Origin of the sequence: Rhodoplanes elegans (genome assembly GCF_016653355.1) — a bacterium.
In the GTDB taxonomy this organism is placed as follows: Bacteria; Pseudomonadota; Alphaproteobacteria; order Rhizobiales; family Xanthobacteraceae; genus Rhodoplanes; species Rhodoplanes elegans.
Genome location: NZ_NHSK01000192.1, coordinates 1 through 18437 on the forward strand (window position 1 = coordinate 1; position 18437 = coordinate 18437).

16 protein-coding genes are annotated in these 18437 nt (G+C 71.4%); 4 read left to right on the forward strand and 12 right to left on the reverse strand.

What is annotated here, in order from left to right:
* Window positions 1–78 precede the first annotated feature (78 nt).
* Window positions 79–1239 carry an MFS transporter gene (locus tag CCR97_RS23005; RefSeq protein ID WP_111358955.1) on the reverse strand — a complete coding sequence of 387 codons (1161 nt, stop codon included), beginning with the start codon at window positions 1237–1239 and terminating at the stop codon, window positions 79–81.
* A 60-nt stretch (window positions 1240–1299) separates the two neighbouring features.
* The gene (locus CCR97_RS23010; RefSeq protein ID WP_201159897.1) at window positions 1300–2874 is read right to left on the reverse strand and encodes a bifunctional aminoglycoside phosphotransferase/ATP-binding protein; all 1575 of its coding nucleotides are present in this window, start codon (window positions 2872–2874) and stop codon (window positions 1300–1302) included.
* Between the two features lie 141 nt (window positions 2875–3015).
* Between CCR97_RS23010 and CCR97_RS23015 the strand changes: the two genes are divergently transcribed.
* Complete coding sequence (locus tag CCR97_RS23015; RefSeq protein WP_111358954.1) at window positions 3016–3411, forward strand: hypothetical protein; 396 nt, start codon at window positions 3016–3018, stop codon at window positions 3409–3411.
* Window positions 3412–3488: 77 nt separating this feature from the next.
* On the opposite strand, the gene CCR97_RS23020 is transcribed toward CCR97_RS23015, so the two are convergent.
* Both CCR97_RS23020 and CCR97_RS23025 read right to left on the reverse strand, forming a co-directional pair.
* The gene (locus CCR97_RS23020) at window positions 3489–3779 is read right to left on the reverse strand and encodes a GIY-YIG nuclease family protein (RefSeq protein ID WP_111358953.1); all 291 of its coding nucleotides are present in this window, start codon (window positions 3777–3779) and stop codon (window positions 3489–3491) included.
* 308 nt (window positions 3780–4087) lie between these two features.
* Window positions 4088–6259 (reverse strand): primosomal protein N', encoded by a 2172-nt coding sequence (locus CCR97_RS23025; protein ID WP_111359732.1) that lies wholly within the window; start codon window positions 6257–6259, stop codon window positions 4088–4090.
* A 94-nt stretch (window positions 6260–6353) separates the two neighbouring features.
* Here CCR97_RS23025 and CCR97_RS23030 point away from each other — a divergent pair, with 94 nt between their 5' ends.
* A complete protein-coding gene (locus tag CCR97_RS23030; RefSeq protein ID WP_111359733.1) occupies window positions 6354–7340 on the forward strand; it encodes a tyrosine recombinase XerC in 987 nt (328 codons plus the stop codon).
* Between the two features lie 34 nt (window positions 7341–7374).
* Here the strand turns inward: CCR97_RS23030 and CCR97_RS23035 are convergent, their stop codons facing one another.
* The 6 genes from CCR97_RS23035 to CCR97_RS23060 all read right to left on the reverse strand — a co-directional run bounded on the left by CCR97_RS23035 (window position 7375) and on the right by CCR97_RS23060 (window position 14833).
* Window positions 7375–7677 (reverse strand): DUF1330 domain-containing protein, encoded by a 303-nt coding sequence (locus CCR97_RS23035; protein WP_111359734.1) that lies wholly within the window; start codon window positions 7675–7677, stop codon window positions 7375–7377.
* Between the two features lie 223 nt (window positions 7678–7900).
* A complete protein-coding gene (gene pyrF / locus CCR97_RS23040) occupies window positions 7901–8608 on the reverse strand; it encodes an orotidine-5'-phosphate decarboxylase (protein WP_111359735.1) in 708 nt (235 codons plus the stop codon).
* Window positions 8609–8846: 238 nt separating this feature from the next.
* On the reverse strand, window positions 8847–9452 hold the full coding sequence (locus tag CCR97_RS23045; RefSeq protein ID WP_111359488.1) for a class I SAM-dependent methyltransferase: 606 nt from the start codon (window positions 9450–9452) through the stop codon (window positions 8847–8849).
* A 144-nt stretch (window positions 9453–9596) separates the two neighbouring features.
* Window positions 9597–10712 (reverse strand): molecular chaperone DnaJ, encoded by a 1116-nt coding sequence (dnaJ, locus tag CCR97_RS23050; RefSeq protein WP_111359487.1) that lies wholly within the window; start codon window positions 10710–10712, stop codon window positions 9597–9599.
* 80 nt (window positions 10713–10792) lie between these two features.
* Complete coding sequence (dnaK, locus tag CCR97_RS23055; RefSeq protein ID WP_111359486.1) at window positions 10793–12709, reverse strand: molecular chaperone DnaK; 1917 nt, start codon at window positions 12707–12709, stop codon at window positions 10793–10795.
* Between the two features lie 333 nt (window positions 12710–13042).
* A complete protein-coding gene (locus CCR97_RS23060) occupies window positions 13043–14833 on the reverse strand; it encodes a hypothetical protein (RefSeq protein ID WP_201159898.1) in 1791 nt (596 codons plus the stop codon).
* Window positions 14834–15076: 243 nt separating this feature from the next.
* Here CCR97_RS23060 and CCR97_RS23065 point away from each other — a divergent pair, with 243 nt between their 5' ends.
* Window positions 15077–15619, forward strand: a complete 543-nt coding sequence (locus CCR97_RS23065) for a GtrA family protein (RefSeq protein WP_111358762.1) — start codon at window positions 15077–15079, stop codon at window positions 15617–15619.
* Window positions 15616–17199 (forward strand): NAD(P)/FAD-dependent oxidoreductase, encoded by a 1584-nt coding sequence (locus CCR97_RS23070; protein WP_111358761.1) that lies wholly within the window; start codon window positions 15616–15618, stop codon window positions 17197–17199. Before CCR97_RS23065 ends, CCR97_RS23070 begins: the two co-directional genes overlap by 4 nt.
* 138 nt (window positions 17200–17337) lie before the next feature.
* Here the strand turns inward: CCR97_RS23070 and CCR97_RS23075 are convergent, their stop codons facing one another.
* Both CCR97_RS23075 and CCR97_RS23080 read right to left on the reverse strand, forming a co-directional pair.
* Window positions 17338–17940 (reverse strand): SCO family protein, encoded by a 603-nt coding sequence (locus tag CCR97_RS23075; RefSeq protein ID WP_111358760.1) that lies wholly within the window; start codon window positions 17938–17940, stop codon window positions 17338–17340.
* 73 nt (window positions 17941–18013) lie between these two features.
* Window positions 18014–18211, reverse strand: a complete 198-nt coding sequence (locus CCR97_RS23080; RefSeq protein ID WP_111358759.1) for a hypothetical protein — start codon at window positions 18209–18211, stop codon at window positions 18014–18016.
* Between the last annotated feature and the right edge of the window lie 226 nt (window positions 18212–18437).

Here is an 18437-nt window from a genome sequence, read left to right on the forward strand (position 1 = left end):
CCTGGTCACCGCGGCCAGCCGCCGCGCCCGCCGTTCGGCACCGGCGGCTGGCCGCGGTGACCAGGCCGCGCCGACGCGCTACGCGGCCTTCGGGTCTCGCCAGAACAGCGCCACCACGGTCGCCATCGCGGTGATCACGGCGAGCACCATGGCGACCGTCGCGGGCCAGCCGCCATAAGCCCAGGCGAGCCCCGGCAGCGAGGCGCCGGCGCTGCCGCCCACATAGAACACCGTCATGTAGAGCCCGACCGCCGAGGAGCGCCCTTCCTTGGCCGTCGCCGTCACGGCGCCGGTCGACACGCCCTGGCACATCATCCCGCAGGTGGCGCACAGCGTCAGCCCGATCAGGATGCTCCACACGGCCGGCGTCAGCAGCAGGAGCGCGCCGATCCCCCACAGGATCAGGAGGCCGAGCACGAAGCGCCGCCGGCCGAACCGCGCGACGGCGCGGCCGATCGACGGCACGGTCGCCGAGCCGACCAGATAGGTGAGAAAGATCAGCCCGAGCATCGACGGCGAGAAGCCGTAGGGCGGCCCGGCGAGGTGGAAGTTCACATAGGTGAACACGGCGATGAAGTTGAACAGCACGCCGAAGCCGACCGCGTAGAGCGGGATCAGGCGCGGATCGACGAGGTGGCGCATCATCTGGCGCAGCGACGCCTTCAGCCCCTCGGAGCGCACGAAGTGGCGCTCCTTGTCGAGCGCCAGCCCGAACCCGACGGCGCACAGGAGGCTCAGCAGCGCGAGCGAGCCGATCGCCCATCGCCAGCCGACCAGATCGGTGAGGATACCGGGGATCAGCCGGCCCGAGAAGCCGCCGAGGCTCGACCCCATCATGTAGATGCCGGCGACGCCCGGCACCTCGGCGGGCGGGAACTCGTCGCCCACATAGGCGAGCGCCGTGGCGAAGACCGGCGGCAGTGCGAGCCCCTGCACGAAGCGCCAGAACACGATCTCCTGAACACTGCCCGACAGCGCCACCATCAGGGTCGGCAGCGCCACCAGCACCATCGCGACGACGATGACGCGCTTGCGCCCGAGCATGTCGGTGACGACGCCGGTGAACGGCGCGGTGAGCGCGATCGAGATCGTGCCGGCCGTCATCACGGCGCTGATCTCGGCCGCCGTGACCCGGAAGTCGTGGGCGAGCGCGGGCAAGAGGGCCTGGGGCGCGTAGAGATTGAGGAAGGAGCAGAAGCCCGCGAGGGCGATGCCGACGCGGCGGGTGTCGAGGGTCATTTCCACTGTCGTCTCGTGACGGGGACGCCGACTATAGCAAAGCCGGCCGACCGTGGTGTGTCACGAGGCCGAAGCGTCCAGCGCGGCGCGCAGGGCCGCCATGGTGTCGGCGGGCGTTCCGGACGCATCGATCCGGGCCCAGCCGTCCAGGCGGCCGAGGTCGTAGGTCTCCTGGTGCCGCGCGACCGCCGCGTCGGCGTCGGAGGCGTCGCGGGCGCGGCCGTTCACCCGGGCTTCGCGCGTGGCGAGATCGGCCTCGAGGAACGCGCCGAAGAACCCGACTCTTGCCGTCGCCGCGACCGCCGCGATCGCATCCCGCTCCCCCTCGCGCGCGAAGACGGCGTCGGCGACGACGCTGTGGCCGGCGGCGAGCACGCGCGCCGCCTCCGCCGCGAGCGTCGCGTAGACCCGCGCGGTCGCCTCGGGCGTGTAGGCCTCGGGCGGCAGCCGGGCATGCTCGTCGACGCCGGCGAGGACTTTCCGCAGCACGTCCGAGCGCAGCACCACGGCGCCCGGCACCGGCAGGAGATCCGGCGCGAGCCTGCGGGCGGCCTGCGACTTGCCGGTTCCCGAGAGGCCTCCGACGGCGACCAGCCCGGGCCGTGGCGGATCGATCAGGCTGCAGGCGAGCCCGAAGTATTTTTGCGCGGCCGCGTCGCGCGCCGCCGCGCGGTCGGGCGGCGCCGGCTTCGCCGCCGTCACCTTGGCCCGGATCGCGGCGCGCAACGACAGGAACAGCGGCAGCGCCGCGAGGGCGTCGAGGTCCTCGCGGCGCCCGGTCTCGGCGAGCCAGCGGTCGAGCACCCGGTTCGCCGCCCAGGGCAGGTCACGCTCCCAGAGGTCCATCAGCAGGAAGGCGAGGTCGTAGAGCACGTCGCCGGAGGCGACCGTCGCGTCGAACTCGAGCGCGTCGAACGGCACCGGCCGGCCGTCGATCAGTGCGATGTTGCCGAGATGCAGGTCGCCGTGCCCGCGCCGCACCAGACCGGCCTTTCCACGCGCCTCCAGCAGCGGCCGCAGGCGGTCGAGCGCCGCGCGCGAGCGGGCCGTCAGCGCTGCCTGCGCCGCGCGATCGAACAGGTCCGGGCGGGCCGCGAAGGCCTCCGCGTTCTGCTCGACATAGGCGCCGAGCGCCGCGATCCACGGCTCCGCCGCGACCACGGGGGCGCGCGCATGCGCGGCCGCGACGATGGGGCCGAGCGGCTCGACGATCTCGGGCGTGATCGCGCCGGCGTCGGCGAGCCGGTCGAGCGTGCGGGTCTCGTCGAACCGCCGCATTTTTACGGCCCATTCCACCAGCGTGCCGGTGCCGTCGAGCGCCAGTCGGCCGTCCGCTTCGCGGGTGATCGCCACCACGCCCTCGTAGAGCTCCGGCGCGAAGGGCCGGTTGGCGACCAGCTCGGCCGCGCAGGCGGCCCGGCGCTTGTCGAGGGTCGAGAAGTCGAGGAAGGGGAACGTCACGGCCCGCTTGATCTTCAGCGCCCGGTCGCCTGCCAGGAAGACCGAGGCCGCATGGGTGTCGATGCGCACCGGCACGACGCCGCCGTGCGTCGCCGGATCGGCCAGGAAGGCGAGCACGTCGCCTTGCGGATCGTCGCCTCGCGGGTCATCGGCAGGTGGTTCGTCGTCGTTCACGGTTCGGTTTCCGACCCAGATCAAAGGCCGTGCGTTCGGCCCGGTCCAGATTCATAGTACGTCATCCGGCGACGGCACGGTGTCGCCGCCCCGGGGCGACGCCGGGACGTTTCGCCCGGGACGTTTCGCGATGAGGGCCCAATGACCACGCTGCCGCACAGCTTCAAGCGCATCCGGCTGAACCTCGCCCGCTCGAAGGAGCATCCGCTCGGCTCGGCGCAGCACGGCTACGAGTTCGTCGCGCCGCTGACGGCCGACGGCCACATCGACGTCGAGCAGTGGCGCAAGGAGCGCGAGCACTGCCGCGTCCGCCGCTTCTGGGGCGACGAGGAGGAGGTCGGTCGGCTCGTCCACAAGCCGGGCGGTCCGGAGCACGCCCGCTGGGTGTTCGACTACGACGACACGGCCGAGGAGGACGACGAGGCCGGCTACCGCTTCGGCGCCCACGCCTTCGTCCCGGGCGAGTACGTCTCGATCCGCGACGAGGACGGCGACATGCACACCTTCCAGGTCGTCACGGTGGAGCCGGCGACGTAGCGAGGCGAGGCCGTGTGTCCCGGGCGGAGCGCCTCGCGAAGCGAGGTGCGTAGACCCGGGACCCAGGGGCGACACGCTCAGAGCCACTCTCCTGAGAGATCCCGCCAGCCCGGGTTGCTCTGCTCGATCAGCGCGAGCTTCCACGCGCGATGCCACCGCTTGAGCGTTCGTTCGCGCGCCCGCGCCTCCAGAATCGAATCGAACGGCTCGGCGTGGACGAGCTGATCGACGCCGTACTGCCGTGTGAACCCCGGCACGCGCTTCGCCTTGTGCTCGGCCACCCGGCGCATCAGATCGTTGGTCACGCCGACATAGAGCGTGCCGTTGCGCTTGCTCGCCAGGATGTAGACGAAGAACCGCTGCTCCATCGCAGCGCCTTTGCCGTGGCCCCTGGGTCCCGGGTCTCCGCACGCCGTAGCGGCGTGCTCCGCCCGGGACACGAGGCATGTTTCCTGGCGGGAGCATACCACCAAACAACGGCGCCGTGTCCCGGGCGGAGCGCCTCGCGCAGCGAGGTGCGTAGACCCGGGACCCAGGGGCCACGCGGCACGGCTTCGACACATCAATCCCGACGCGCCGATGCTCGGTTCCGATAAGGAAGCGCCCTCGCGCGGGACTCTGGGTCCCGGGTCTCCGCAGCCCGCTGGCGCGGACTGCTCCGCCCGGGGCACGCACCTCACAAGAAGCTCGTCGGGTCGATGTCGATCTCGCGCTTCAGGTCGCCCGTGGTCTTCGGGGCGAGGGCGAGCCAGTCCCGCATCCAGCCGGAGAGGTCGAAGGCGCGCGGCGACTTGATCAGCAGGCGGAAGCGATGGCGGCCGCGCAGCAGCGACACCGGCGCCTCGGCGGGCCCGAGCACGCGGACGCGCTCGTCGCGTGGCGCGATCGCGATGAGTTTTCGCGCATGGGTCTCGACCGCGGCCCGGTCGGAGCCGGAGACGATCAGGCTGGCGAGGCGGCCGAACGGCGGGTAGTGCAGCCGCTCGCGGATGTCGATCTCGCTCGCATAGAAGGCCTCGCGGTCGCCGGCGATCAAGGCGCGCATCACCGGATGCTCGGGCTGGTGCGTCTGGATCAGACCGTAGCCCTGGCCCTCCTCGCGGCCGGCCCGGCCGGCCACTTGTGACAGCAGCTGAAACGTCCGCTCAGCGGCGCGCGGATCGCCGTTGGCCAGCCCGAGATCGGCGTCGACGATGCCGACCAGATTGAGCCGTGGAAAATGGTGCCCCTTGGCGACGAGCTGGGTGCCGATGATGATGTCGACACGGCCTTCCTGAATCTCGGTGAGCTCCTCACGCAGCTTCTCCACGCTGGTGAGCAGATCGCTCGACATCACGAGCACGCGCGCCTCCGGGAACAGCGTGCCGACCTCCTCCTCCAGACGTTCCACGCCGGGGCCGCAGGCCGCGAAGCTGTCGACGGCCTCGCAGTTGGGGCAGGCCGGCGGGTGTGGCGTCGAGAAGCCGCAGTGGTGGCAGACGAGCTGGCGCTTGAAGCGATGATCGACCAGCCACGCGTCGCATTGCGGGCAGGCGAAGCGATAGCCGCAGGCGCGGCACAAAGTGAGCGGCGCGTAGCCGCGGCGATTGAGGAACAGCAGCGCCTGCTGCTTGCGTTCGATCGCGTCCTTCACGGCGCCGGCGAGGCGCGGCGCGATCCAGCGGCCGCGCGGCGGACCCTCGCGCGACAGGTCGATCGCCTCGACATGCGGCAGCGCCTGGCCGCCGAACCGCTGCGGCAGCGACAGCCGCCGGTACCGCCCCTTTCGCGCGTTCACCTCGGTCTCGACGGAGGGCGTCGCCGAGGCCAGCACGATCGGCAGGGCGCCGATGCGGGCCCGCACCACGGCCATGTCGCGGGCGTGATAACGAACGCCGTCCTCCTGCTTGTAGGCGGGGTCGTGCTCCTCGTCGACGATGATCAGGCCGAGATCGGCGAACGGCAGGAACAGCGCCGAGCGCGCGCCGGCGACGACCTGCACGTCGCCCTCGGCGACGCCCTGCCAGGTGCGGGCGCGGCGTCGCGGGGTGATCTCCGAGTGCCACTCGGCCGGCCGCACGCCGAAGCGCGCCGAGAAGCGGTCGAGCGACTGCGCGGTCAGCGCGATCTCCGGCATCAGGATCAGCACCTGGAGGCCGCCGCGGATCGCCTCGGCGACGCCCTCGAAATACACCTCGGTCTTGCCCGAGCCGGTGACGCCGTCGAGCAGGAAGACGTTGAACGTCTTTTCACGCACCTCGTCGCGCAGCGTCGCGGCGGCGGCCGCCTGCTCGGGCGAGAGATCCGGCGGCGCGAAGTCCGCGTCTGGCGGGCGGGCGATCGGCTCGGGCGGCAGCACCACGGTCGCGAGCGTACCCTCGTCGATCAGCCCGTCGATGACGCCGGGCGATACGCCGGCCTCCTTGGCGGCCTCGCCCTTGCCGCGCACGAGCCCGTCGGCGAGCGCGCGCAGCACGCGGGCGCGGGCGGCGGTCATGCGCTGCGGCGGCGCGCCGGCGAGCCGCACGCCGAGACGCTCGCGTTCTGGGCCGAGCCCGTCCCCCATCCGCAGCGCCATTCGCAGAACCATGCCGCGCGGCGCGAGCGTGTAGTGCGACACCCAGTCGACGAGCTTGCGCATCTCGTCGCGCAACGGCGGGACGTCGAGCTTGTCGGCGATCGCCTTGATGCGGTTGTCGAGCCGCGGATCCGGGTTCGGGTTGTCGCCCCACACGACGCCCGTGCAGGCGCGGGTGCCGAGCGGCACCGTCACGAGGTCGCCGGGCGCCACGGCATGGTCGCCGGCCGCGTAGGAGTAGGGCTGGTCGAGCGCGAGCGGCAGCAGCACGTCGACGATGCGTCGGGCCATGCCTGCGGGGTCCCGGGCGTTGACGAAGGGTGAAGGATCGGCCCCGATTATACGGGACGTGTCAAGGCGTGGACGCGAGTCGAGGACGATCCCCATGGTCCGCAAGGCGGCCCCCGAGCCGGAGCAGAAGGCGCCCGCGATCGACCTGCCCTTCGCGGCAGCCGAGGTGTCGGCCGCAATGGCGCGCTGGCTCGTCCATGTCGGGGCCGAGCGGCGGATGTCGGCGAAGACCGTCGAGGCCTATGCGCGCGACGTGCGGCAGGTGCTGGCCTTCCTGTGCGAGCATCTGGGCGCCAGGATCACCTTGAAGGCGCTCGGGGCCCTGACCACGGCGGACCTGCGGGCCTTCATGGCGTCGCGGCGCGGCGACGGCATCTCCGGGCGCTCGCTGATGCGCACGCTCGCCGGCATGCGCTCCTTCGCCCGCTGGCTGGCGCGCGAAGGCCTCGCCGAGATCGGCGCCCTCTCCGCGGTGCGCGCCCCCAAGGTCCCGAAGACGCTGCCGAAACCGTTGCCGGTCGGCTCCGCCAAGCGGATCGCCGACGTCGATCTGCGGGCCGGCGAAGACCGCGAGCCGTGGGTCCTGGCGCGCGACGCCGCCGTGCTGGCGCTGCTCTACGGCTCGGGCCTGCGCATCTCCGAGGCGCTCGGCCTGAAGCGGCGCGACGTCCCGGCGCCCGGCGCCGGCGACGTCATCGTGGTCACCGGCAAGGGCAACAAGCGCCGCATGGTGCCGGTACTACGCAGCGTGCTGCAGGCGAGCGCCGACTACGTGGCGCTGTGCCCCTATGCGCTCCCCGACACCGGGCCGCTGTTCGTCGGGGCGAAGGGCGGGCCGCTGTCGCCGCGGATCATCCAGCTCACCATGGAGCGGCTGCGCGGCGCGCTCGGGCTGCCCGACAGCGCCACGCCGCACGCGCTGCGGCACTCCTTCGCGACGCATCTCCTGATGCGCGGCGGGGATCTCCGCGCCATCCAGGAGCTCCTCGGTCACGCCTCGCTGTCCACCACCCAGATCTACACCGGCATCGACAGCGAGCGGCTGATGGAGGTCTACCGCGCCGCCCATCCGCGCGGCTGACCTTTTCGCGCGCCCGCGTGCCGGCGGTCGGTGCTCACGGCTGCGGGCCGTCGTAGCCCTCGACGATCACGAGATCCCCGATCGAGGCGGCGGTGCGCAGCGCCATCGCGGCCTGGTACTCGGGTGAGCGGTAGCAGGCGAGCGCCGCCTCGTAGTCGGGAAACTCGATCACCACCTGGCGGCTGCGCGCGATCCCCTCGGGCGCCTCGAAGCGGCCGGCCCGCACCAGGAAGCGCGCGCCGTACTTGGCGAAGGGCGCGGCATTGGCCGCCACATAGGCCTTGTAGGCCTCCGGATCCTGAACGTCGACGCGGCCGATCCAATACGCCTTGGGCATCGTTTCACCTGTCCGTCTGTCGAAGTTCTCGCCCCGTTGCTCCGCCGCAGGAGAGACCTCGTGTCCCGGGCGCGGCGCATCGCGCCGCGAACCGGGACCCAGGGCGACCGGACGAGGCGCTTACCCCAGCGGGTCCTTTACATCGGCGCCCCTGGGCCCCGGCTCTGCGGCGCCTCGGGCCTCCGGCCCGACGCGCCTTGTCCGGGGCACGCAGCAGAGCAACTCACACCTGCTCGTTCACGGCGGCCTCGATCTCGGCCACGATGGCGTCGGCGGCGGCGCGCGGGTTCGCCGCGGCGACGATCGGCCGGCCGACGACGAGATAGTCGGCGCCGGCGAGGATCGCGTCGCGCGGCGTCTTCACCCGCTTCTGGTCGCCGACCTCGGCGCCGCTCGGGCGGATGCCGGGCGTCACCAGCGCCATGCCGTGGCCGATCTTCGGACGCAGCATCGCGGCCTCCTCGGCCGAGCAGACGAGCCCGTCGATGCCGATGTCGTGCGCCTGCGCGGCGCGCTCGGCGACCAGCTCCGGCACCGTGAAGTCGTAGCCGGCGGCGGCGAGATCGGCGTCGTCGTAGGAGGTCAGCACCGTCACGGCCAAGATGCGCAGGTTACTATCGCCGCGGCCCTGGACGGCGGCCTTCATGGTCTGCGGATAGGCGTGCACGGTGAGGAAGGTCGCGCCCATGCGGGCGATGCTCTCGACGCCCTTCTCGACCGTGTTGCCGATGTCGTGCAGCTTGAGGTCGATGAAGACGCGCCGCCCCGAGAAGATCAGCTTCTGGGCGAGCGCGAGCCCGCCCGCGAAGGCGAGCTGATAGCCGATCTTGTAGAACGTGACGCCCTCGCCGAGCCTGTCGATCACGGCCTCGGCGGCATCGACGCTCGGCAGGTCGAGGGCGACGATCAGTCGATCGCGCGGATGTTCCACGGCAGTTCCCTCTCCGCTTCAGCGAACTTCGAGACAGGTTCGGATCCCGGACCCGTCATGCCCGGCCTCGTGCCGGGCATCCACGACGCGACCGGAGGTCGCGCAAGAACGGGCTGGCCGGGAGGAGCCCGGCCATGACGATGGACCGAGTCGGCGCGCGAAAATTGGTCTGTGGGGGCGTCGGAGGCAAGACCCAATTGGGCAGACGAGAGTGCGACGGCGAAACGTGCCGTCCCGCTCATCCCCGGCGGTAGACGAACACGCGGGCGGGGGGCAGGTTGAGCCAGATGCGCTCGGACGCCTCGGTGCGGACGCGGGCGAGCGAGCGCGGGATCGGCGACACCACCGAATAGGTGAACTGGATGAACGGGCCGCCGGGCTGCAGCAGCCCGAACGCCTCGTTGAGGAGGCGCAGCCGGGCGCGCAGCGGCTTGGTCATCAGCGGCAGCCCGGAGACGACGGCCGACACCTCGCCGCGCAGAAAATCGCCGAACAGGCCGCGCAGCCGGTAGGCGTCGCCCTGGATGACGGTCGCGGCCGGGTAGCGGGCGCGCAGGAGGCGGCAGAAGTTGGAGTTGAACTCGACCAGGACGAGGCGGGATTCGTCGACCCCGTGCTCGACCAGCGCCTCGGTGATGGCGCCGGTGCCGGGGCCGAGCTCGATCACCTTGCCGGTGCCGTGCGGGTCGACATAGCTCGCCATGGCGCGCGCCAGGGGCTTGCTCGACGGCATCACGGCGCCGATCGCCAGCGGCTTCTCGATCCACGACCGGAGAAACCTCACATCGTCGTCGATGCGAAGGCTCTTCCTCGCAGTGCCCACAGCAGTCTGAAGCGGCGGCATCTCGTACAACGTGGCTGCGACGCGGCAATGTGCACGGTCACGGAACTGTCACGGGTAACGGCCTAGCGCCTCCGGGTCAACCCCGTTCGCGGGCCGCGGTGCCATAACGGCGCAGCCCACCGGCGCCGCCGGGGGACGGCGGCGTCACGCCTTGTTCCCGAAGAACTCCTTGACCTTGCCGAAGAAGCCCGACGATTCCGGATGCGTCGCCGTCGACGACAGCTTCTCGAACTCGTTGAGCAGCTCGCGCTGGCGCTTGGTCAGGTTCTGCGGGGTCTCGACCACGACCTGGACGTACATGTCGCCCATCTGCTTCGAGCGCAGCACCGGCATCCCTTTGCTGGACAGGCGGAAGCGCCGGCCCGACTGGGTGCCGTCCGGGACCTTCACCCGGGTCTTGCCGCCGTCGATGGTCGGCACCTCGAACTCGCCGCCGAGCGCCGCCGTGACCATCGAGATCGGCACCCGGCAGTGCAGGTCGGCACCGTCGCGCTGGAAGAAGGCGTGCGGCGTGATCGACAGGAAGATGTAGAGGTCGCCGGCCGGTCCGCCGCGCACGCCCGCCTCGCCCTCGCCGGCGAGCCGGATGCGGGTGCCGTCCTCGACGCCGGGCGGAATGTTGACCGAGAGGGTCCGCTCGCGGGTGACGCGGCCGGCGCCGGCACAGGCCGGGCAGGGGTCGTCGATCACCTGGCCGCGGCCGTGGCAGGCCGGGCAGGTCCGCTCCAGCGTGAAGAATCCTTGCGCGTGCCGGATCTTGCCGTGGCCGCCGCAGGTCGCGCAGGCCTTCGGCTTGGTGCCGGCCTTGGCGCCGGTGCCGGAGCACACCTCGCAGGTCACCGAGGTCGGGATGCGGACCGGGGCGACCTTGCCGTGGAAGCTCTCCTCCAGCGTGATCTCCATGTTGTAGCGGAGATCGGCGCCGCGCTCGCGGCCGGAGCCGCGGGCGCGCCCGCGCATGCCGAAGAAGTCGTCGAAGATGTCGGCGAAGGTCGAGGCGAAGTCGGCGCCGAAGCCGGGCCCGCCGGCGCCCTGCTCGAAGGCGGCGTGACCGAAGCGGTCATAGGCGGCGCGCTTGTCGCCGTCCTTGAGGACTTCGTAGGCCTCGTTGACCTCCTTGAACTTCATCTCGCACTCGCCGTCACCCGGATTGCGGTCCGGGTGGTACTTCATGGCGAGCTTGCGATAGGCGGTCTTGAGCTCGACCTCGGTGACGGTGCGCTGGACGCCGAGCACCTCGTAATAGTCGCGCTTGGACATTCAGCCAGTCCCCCACGCACCGAAACCCCTCCGCCCCCGGGCCGGGCGGGCCGGTCCGGGGGCGAGAGGGGCTAACACACTCACGCGCTCTTCTTGTTCTTCTTGTCGTCGTCGACCTCGGTGAACTCCGCGTCGACCACGTCTTCCTTCTTGCCGCCCGCGGTCGCGCCGGCGTCGGGGCCGCCGTCGCCTTCGGACTGCTTGTACATGGCCTCGCCGAGCTTCATCGAGGCCTGGGCGAGCGTGTTGGTCTTGGTGCGGATCGCCTCGGCGTCGTCACCCTTGAGGGCCTCGCGCAGATCGGAGAGCGCGTCCTCGATCGCCCGGCGCTCGTTCTCGCCGACCTTCGAGCCGTGCTCGGCGAGCGCCTTCTCGGTCGAGTGGACCAGGGCCTCGCCGTGGTTCTTGGCTTCCACGGCGGCCTTGCGCTTCTTGTCGTCCTCCGAATGCGCCTCGGCGTCCTTCACCATGCGCTCGATGTCGCCCTGCGAGAGGCCACCCGACGCCTGGATGCGGATCTGCTGCTCCTTCGCCGTCGCCTTGTCCTTCGCCGACACGTTGACGATGCCGTTGGCGTCGATGTCGAACGACACCTCGATCTGCGGCACGCCGCGCGGCGCCGGCGGGATGCCCATCAGGTCGAACTGGCCCAAGAGCTTGTTGTCCGCCGCCATCTCGCGCTCGCCCTGGAAGACCCGGATGGTGACGGCGTTCTGGTTGTCTTCCGCCGTCGAGAACACCTGGCTCTTCTTGGTCGGGATCGTGGTGTTGCGGTCGATGATGCGGGTGAACACGCCGCCCAGCGTCTCGATGCCCAGCGACAGCGGGGTCACGTCGAGCAGCAGCACGTCCTTGACGTCGCCCTGCAGCACGCCGGCCTGCACCGAGGCGCCGATCGCCACCACCTCGTCCGGGTTGACGCCCTTGTGGGGCTCACGGCCGAAGAACTGGCGGACGACCTCCTGGACCTTCGGCATGCGGGTCATGCCGCCGACCAGCACCACCTCGTTGATCTCGCCCGCCGACAGGCCCGCATCCTTGAGGGCGAGCCGGCACGGCTCGACCGTCTTCTGGATCAGGTCGTCGACCAGCGCCTCGAACTTGGCACGGGTGAGCTTGAGCGTGAGATGCTTCGGGCCGGTCGCGTCGGCCGTGATGTAGGGCAGGTTGATCTCGGTCTGCGAGGTCGACGAGAGCTCGATCTTGGCGGCCTCGGCGGCCTCCTTCAGGCGCTGCAGCGCGAGCTTGTCGCGGCGGAGGTCGATGCCCTGCTCCTTCTGGAACTCGTCGGCCAGGTAGTTGACCAGCCGCATGTCGAAGTCTTCGCCGCCCAGGAAGGTGTCGCCATTGGTCGACTTCACCTCGAAGACGCCGTCGCCGATCTCCAGGATCGAGATGTCGAAGGTGCCGCCGCCGAGGTCGTAGACCGCGATGGTGCCCTGCTTCTGCTTGTCGAGGCCGTAGGCGAGCGCCGCCGCGGTCGGCTCGTTGATGATGCGCAGCACCTCGAGGCCGGCGATGCGGCCGGCGTCCTTGGTGGCCTGACGCTGGGCGTCGTTGAAGTAGGCCGGGACGGTGATGACCGCCTGGGTCACCTTCTGGCCCAGATACGACTCGGCCGTCTCCTTCATCTTCTGCAGCGTGAAGGCCGAGATCTGCGAGGGCGAGTAGGTCTTGCCGTCCGCCTCGACCCAGGCGTCGCCGTTCGAGGCGCGCACGATCTTGTAGGGGACGAGCTTCTTGTCCTTCTCCACCATCGGGTCGTCGTAGCGGCGGCCGATGAGGCGCTTCACGGCGAAGAAGGTGCGCTCCGGATTGGTGACCGCCTGGCGCTTGGCCGGCTGGCCGACGAGGCGCTCTCCGTCGTCCGTGAACGCGACGATCGACGGCGTGGTGTTCTTGCCTTCCGAGTTCTCGATGACCTTCGGCGTCTTGCCTTCCATCACGGCGACGCAAGAGTTGGTCGTGCCGAGGTCGATGCCGATGACCTTGCCCATTGAGTCTGTCCTTTCTTTGCAGCAGGCCGGCCGAGCCTGAACAGCACCCGGAAGCGTCCGCAGGCCTCGTGCCTGCACTGATGCCTTGGGACCGGCCCCTTAAAAACAACGGCAACCGCCCCTGCGGGCGGGTTCGAAAGGTCATATAGGAGGGCGCTCATAGGCCGCAAGGCGGACCTTCTGCAAATCCCCCTCCGCCGCGCCGGGGAGGGCGGTTGCCGGGCGATCGGCCCGCAATCGCGCTCCGTGACGGTCGGGGGGCTCGTGTTCGCCCGCATCCGGCGACCGCCGGCGACGCCGGGCCGGGCTGGTCGACCCGCGACGGGCGATCGCTCAGCGGGGGCGCTCGACCGCGTAGATCGCCAGCGGCTCGTCGGGGCCGGCCGCGATCGGGCGGAGCCAGGTCGGGACGTCGCCGGCGGCGAGCCGTCCGGCGAGGCTCGTCTCCAGCGCGGCCGCGTCGAGGCCCCACGGCCGCACCGGCCCGCAGGTGACGACGTAATCGCCCCGGTGGGCGAGGATCTCGTCCCGCGCGGCGTCCGGCGGCAGGGCGAAGGACCGGTGGCTCGCCAGGATCCCGTCGGCCAGCCGGTGGTAGGGGGCGCCCAGCACGGCATGCGGGGTCAGCGCCAGGATGAACGGCCCGTGGTCGATGCCGGCGACCACGATCCCGGGCGGCAGGGCGGCGAGCCGGGCGTAGCTCGCGTCGTCGAAGCAACCGCGGCCGAGCCGGCGGTCCTCGGCCGGCGGCGTCCCCCCGAACACCTGCACGGCGACCAGGGCCAGGGCCGACAGGGCGAGCGGCGACAGCAGGACGGCGGGCAGGACCCGGGTGGCGGGGGAGGCCAGCCGGAGCCCCGTCACGAGCCGCGCACAGGCCGTCGCCATCAGCGGAATCGCCAGCCAATACGCATAGTTGAGGCCCTTGATGGCGACCATTCCGACCGCCGTCACGGCGACCGCCGCGACCGCGACGGCGACGAAGCCGGGGTCGCGCCGCAGCGTCCGGTCGAAGGCGAGCGGCACGATCGCCAGCACGGCGGCGAGCGGGAAGGCGATCAGGGTGGTGCCGACCGCCGGCGTCGTCCGCAGCGTCGAAAGGATCGGCTGCATCTCGGCGACCTGCGCCATCCAGGGCCGCAGCGCCGGGTCCATCAGGGCGAAGGGGCCGCGCAGGCAGCGCGGCTCGATCCCGAGGAACAGGGCGGCGACGACCACCGCCACGGCGGCGACCGCCGCGAGGCGGTGCGGGGCCGAGGACAGGACGGCGTTCCGTCCCGCGACGACGGCGAGGCCGAGGCCGGCGACCACGAGGGGGGCCGCCCAGTTGATCGCGATGGCGTCGCAGGCCGCGACGGCCCACCGGGCCGGGGCGACGCCGGTCAGGAACGCGACCGCCGTTCCGGCGGCGAGGGCGAGGGCGAACCACCGCAGCGCCGCGGCGGCGTCGCGGTCGCGCAAGAAGCCGGCGACCGGCACGGCGGCGGCGACGACCAGCACGGGCAGCGATTCGAGCCCGACCGCCAGCGCGAACCCGATCAGGCCGCCGGCCAGCGCGGCCGCCGCCCGGCTGCGATCCGACCACACGGCCGCCGCCAGGGCCGCGAGCGACAGCGCGATCTGGACGTTGTGGTGGTCGATGCGACCGGGGTGGAATTGCGAATAGAGCGGCAGCCCGGCGACCACCAGGACGAGGGCGGCGAGGGCGGCCTCGCGGCCGGCGATCCGCCAGGCCATGGCGGCGACGGCCGCGATGGCGGGGAGCAGCCACAGGAGCGGCCAGACGGTCCGCATCAGCCGCTCGGCGAGCGGCGCCGACACGACCGTGGCGAACGCGACGTGGAGGCCGGCGAGCCCGGCATCGATCAGCCGCGACCAGTGCGAGTCGTAGCCGGCCGGCGGCGACAGCCGCGGCTCGTGCAGGTCGAACCAGCCCTGGCCGGCCAGGAACGCCCGCACCTCGACGAGCCGCATGGCGTCGTCGGTGTCGCCGAGCGTCCGGCCGGTGGCGGCCCAGTCGGCGTAGAGGAGCTGGGCGACGACGGCGAGCCAGGCGAGCCCGAGCAGCAGGGCCGGTCCGGCGAGATCCGCGAACCGGCCCGGTCCATTGTCGCGGCGCGTCATCACGTGTCCCGTTCCCCCGACGCCGGAGCGTCGCGGCGACCATAGCGACCGCTGGTTAAGGGCCGGTTGGGCGGGCCGGCGGCCGGCGCGTCGACGGTTCGTTAAGGTTTACGACGAAGGCCGTCGCGGCCGGCCCGCCGCTGCAGCGCGCCATTAACGGGTGGCTGCGACAGTCGTCCCGCATCTCGAAACGCCGTCGCGCCGGGGACTGGAGCGCCGCGGCGTGCGACGGACGGGGCCGCGATGACGGTGAGTGACGAAGTGTCGGGCCTCGCGGCCTGGCCGCGCGACGGCAGGTCGCGCGAGGTCGGCGCGCGCGAAGGCGACGCGCAGGCCGCCGGCTCGCGCACCGGCGCGCTGGTGCGCGGCCTGATCGACCGGTTGCCGCGACCGCTGCGCTTCCTCGGCGTCGGCGGCGTCGGCCTTCTCACCGACCTCGCCGTGTTCACGGCGATCCCGCAGCATCTCGACCATCCGCTGATCGTCCGGCTGATCTCGCTCGCCGTGGCGACGCTCGTCACCTGGCGGCTCAATCGCCTCGTCACGTTCGAGAAGAGCGGCCGCCGGCAGCACGCCGAGGCGATGCGCTACGCGGTCGTGACGCTGGTCGCCCAGGGCACCAGCTACGGCGTCTTCGCGCTCCTCGTCCTCACCATGCTGGGCGCCCTGCCGCAGGCCGCCACCGTGATCGGGGCGGCGATCGCCGCCGTCGTCTCCTACAACGGCCATCGGCTCTACGCCTTCGCGCCGATCGCCGCCTCGCCTTCCGGAGTGATCGAGCCATGACCGCGCGACCGACCCCATCGCGACCGACCGCCTCGCGTTCGACCACCGATCGAGCGGACGCCACCCACACCGACGTGTTCGTCGTCGGCGCCGGCCCGGCCGGGCTCACGGCGGCGTACATGCTGAGCAAGCACACGCCGAGCGTGATCGTGATCGAGAAGGACCCTGTGCATGTCGGCGGCATCAGCCGCACGGTCGCGCACGACGGCTTCCTGTTCGACATCGGCGGCCACCGCTTCTTCTCGAAGTCGAAGGAGGTGGTCGATCTGTGGAACGAGATCCTGCCCGACGACTTCATCGAGCGGCCGCGGCTGTCGCGCATCTTCTACGGCGGCAAGTTCTACTCCTATCCGCTGAACGCCACCGAGGCGCTGCGCAATCTCGGCATCGTCGAGAGCGCCGCCTGCGTCATGTCCTATCTGGCAGCGCGGCTGTCGCCGATCGAGGGGCCGCGCACCTTCCACGACTGGGTCCGCAACCAGTTCGGCGAGCGGCTGTTCTCGATCTTCTTCAAGACCTACACCGAGAAGGTGTGGGGCATGTCGTGCGACGACATCTCGGCCGACTGGGCGGCCCAGCGCATCAAGGGCCTCGACCTGAAGGTCGCGGTGATCAATGCGCTGAAGCGCTCGATGGGCTTCCACAAGCGCAAGCCGGCGGCGCCCGGTGCCCCGGTCGTGAAGACGCTGATCGAGACCTTCCGCTACCCGCGCAAGGGCCCCGGCATGATGTGGGAGGCGGCGGCGCGCAAGATCGAGGAGCGCGGTGCCCAAGTGCTGATGGGGCGCGATCTCGTGTCGCTCGTCTACGACGAGAAGCGCCAGCTCTGGGACATCGAGGTGGCGACCGCCGACGGCCCCGAGCGCTACACGGCGTGGCACGTGATCTCGTCGGCGCCGCTCGCCGAGCTGGTCGAGAAGATCCGGCCGCGGCCGATCTCGACCTTCCACGGCCGCTCGCTGCGCTACCGTGACTTCCTCACCGTCGCCCTGATGGTCGACAAGCCCGATCTGTTCCCGGACAACTGGATCTACATCCACGACCCGTCCGTGAAGGTCGGTCGCGTGCAGAACTTCCGCTCCTGGTCGCCCGAGATGGTGCCGACCGGGAAGACCTGCCTAGGCCTCGAGTATTTCTGCTTCGAGGGCGACGGGGTGTGGACCGCGCCGGACGAGGAGCTGATCGCGCTCGCCACCCGCGAGGTCGAGCAGATCGGCCTCGTCACGGCGGCCGACGTGACGGGTGGCTGCGTGGTGCGCCAGCCCAAGGCCTATCCGGTCTACGACGACGCCTATCGCGACAACGTCGCGGCGATCCGGCGCGACCTCGAGCTCGGCTGCCCGAACCTGCATCTCGTCGGCCGCAACGGCATGCACAAGTACAACAATCAGGACCACGCCATGATGACGGCGATGCTCACGGCGGAGAACATCCTGTCCGGCGAGCGCCGCTTCGACGTGTGGAACGTGAACGAGGACGCCGAGTATCACGAGGCCGGCAGCGAAGGCAGCCGCGACGGCCGCCGCGCGGCGCTTTCGAGCGAGCGCGCCGTCCCGAAGAAGGCGTCCGACGCGGCGTAGAGCCGTCCGCCACGACCTCCGACCCGTCATGCCCGGCCTTGTGCCGGGCATCCACGTCTTCGGGCCTCTGCGCTGGTCCAAGACGTGGATGGCCGGGACGAGCCCGGCCATGACAGGATCGTGGGGCCGTCGCCCGTATCAAAAATGCTTCTTCAGGTCCGCCGCGGCGTCCTCGGGGGCGCGCTTGATGTTGAAGGGGGCGACGAACTTGCCCTGCTTGTCCATCAGATAGACGATGGCGGTGTGGTCCATCGTGTAGTCGCCGGCCTCCAGCGGGACCTTGCGGTAATAGACCCGGAACGCCTTGGCGACCGCGGCGATCTCCTCGGGCGTGCCGGTGACGCCGCGCAGGCCGGGCTCGAAACTCGACAGATAGTCCTTCAGCACCGCCGGGGTGTCGCGCTCGGGATCGACCGAGACGAACAGCACGGCGGTGCGGCTCGCGTCCGGCCCGAGCGCGCGCAAGAGTTCGGAGGCCTCGAACAGGGCGGTCGGGCAGACGTCCGGGCAATGCGTGAAGCCGAAGAACATCAGGAACGGTTTTCCGCGGAAATCCGTGTCGGAGATCGGCTTGCCGTCCTGGTCGACGAGCCGGAACGGGCCGCCGACCGCCGCCGCGGTCGCGACCTGCGAGCCGCCGCCGAGCCGGCCGGTCGCCACCAGCACGAGACCGAGGCACAGCAGGAGGCCGATCGAGAAGGCGCCGGCCAGGAGGGCGAGGCGCGAGGCACGTGAAGCCACGATGAACTCCTCGGAACAGGCGTTGCGGCCCGGCTGCAGGCGGCCGGGCGCCGGGCGGGCAGGGCGGCGGCGATCAGAAGCAGGCGGCGATGCCTGCGACGATGACCTCGTAGAACACGGCGGGGCCGAGCCAGGCCCACAGGGCGAGCGTCGCGCCGATCATCGCGGTCACGACCACGGCGATCGCCACGACGACGGCGCGCTGCGGCGCCGCTGCGGCGCGGCCCGAGACTTCGGCCGGACGCGGATCGGCCGTGATGGGCTCGGACATGACACGCTCCCGTCCGGAGGGGGATCGGGCCGGCGGTCGTCCGCCGGTCGCCGCCGTGCAGCCTGCATCGAGACGATGCGAGGCGCCACGATGCATCAGGCACGCCCCGCCTTCGTTGACATAGGTCTGTTCGGGCGTGTCGCCAACCCCGTCGGCTTCGGCGCGAGGGCGGCCGCGAGGCGCGGCGGCTCGCTCAGGGCGCCGGGCGGGACGCCGCGCCTCGCGG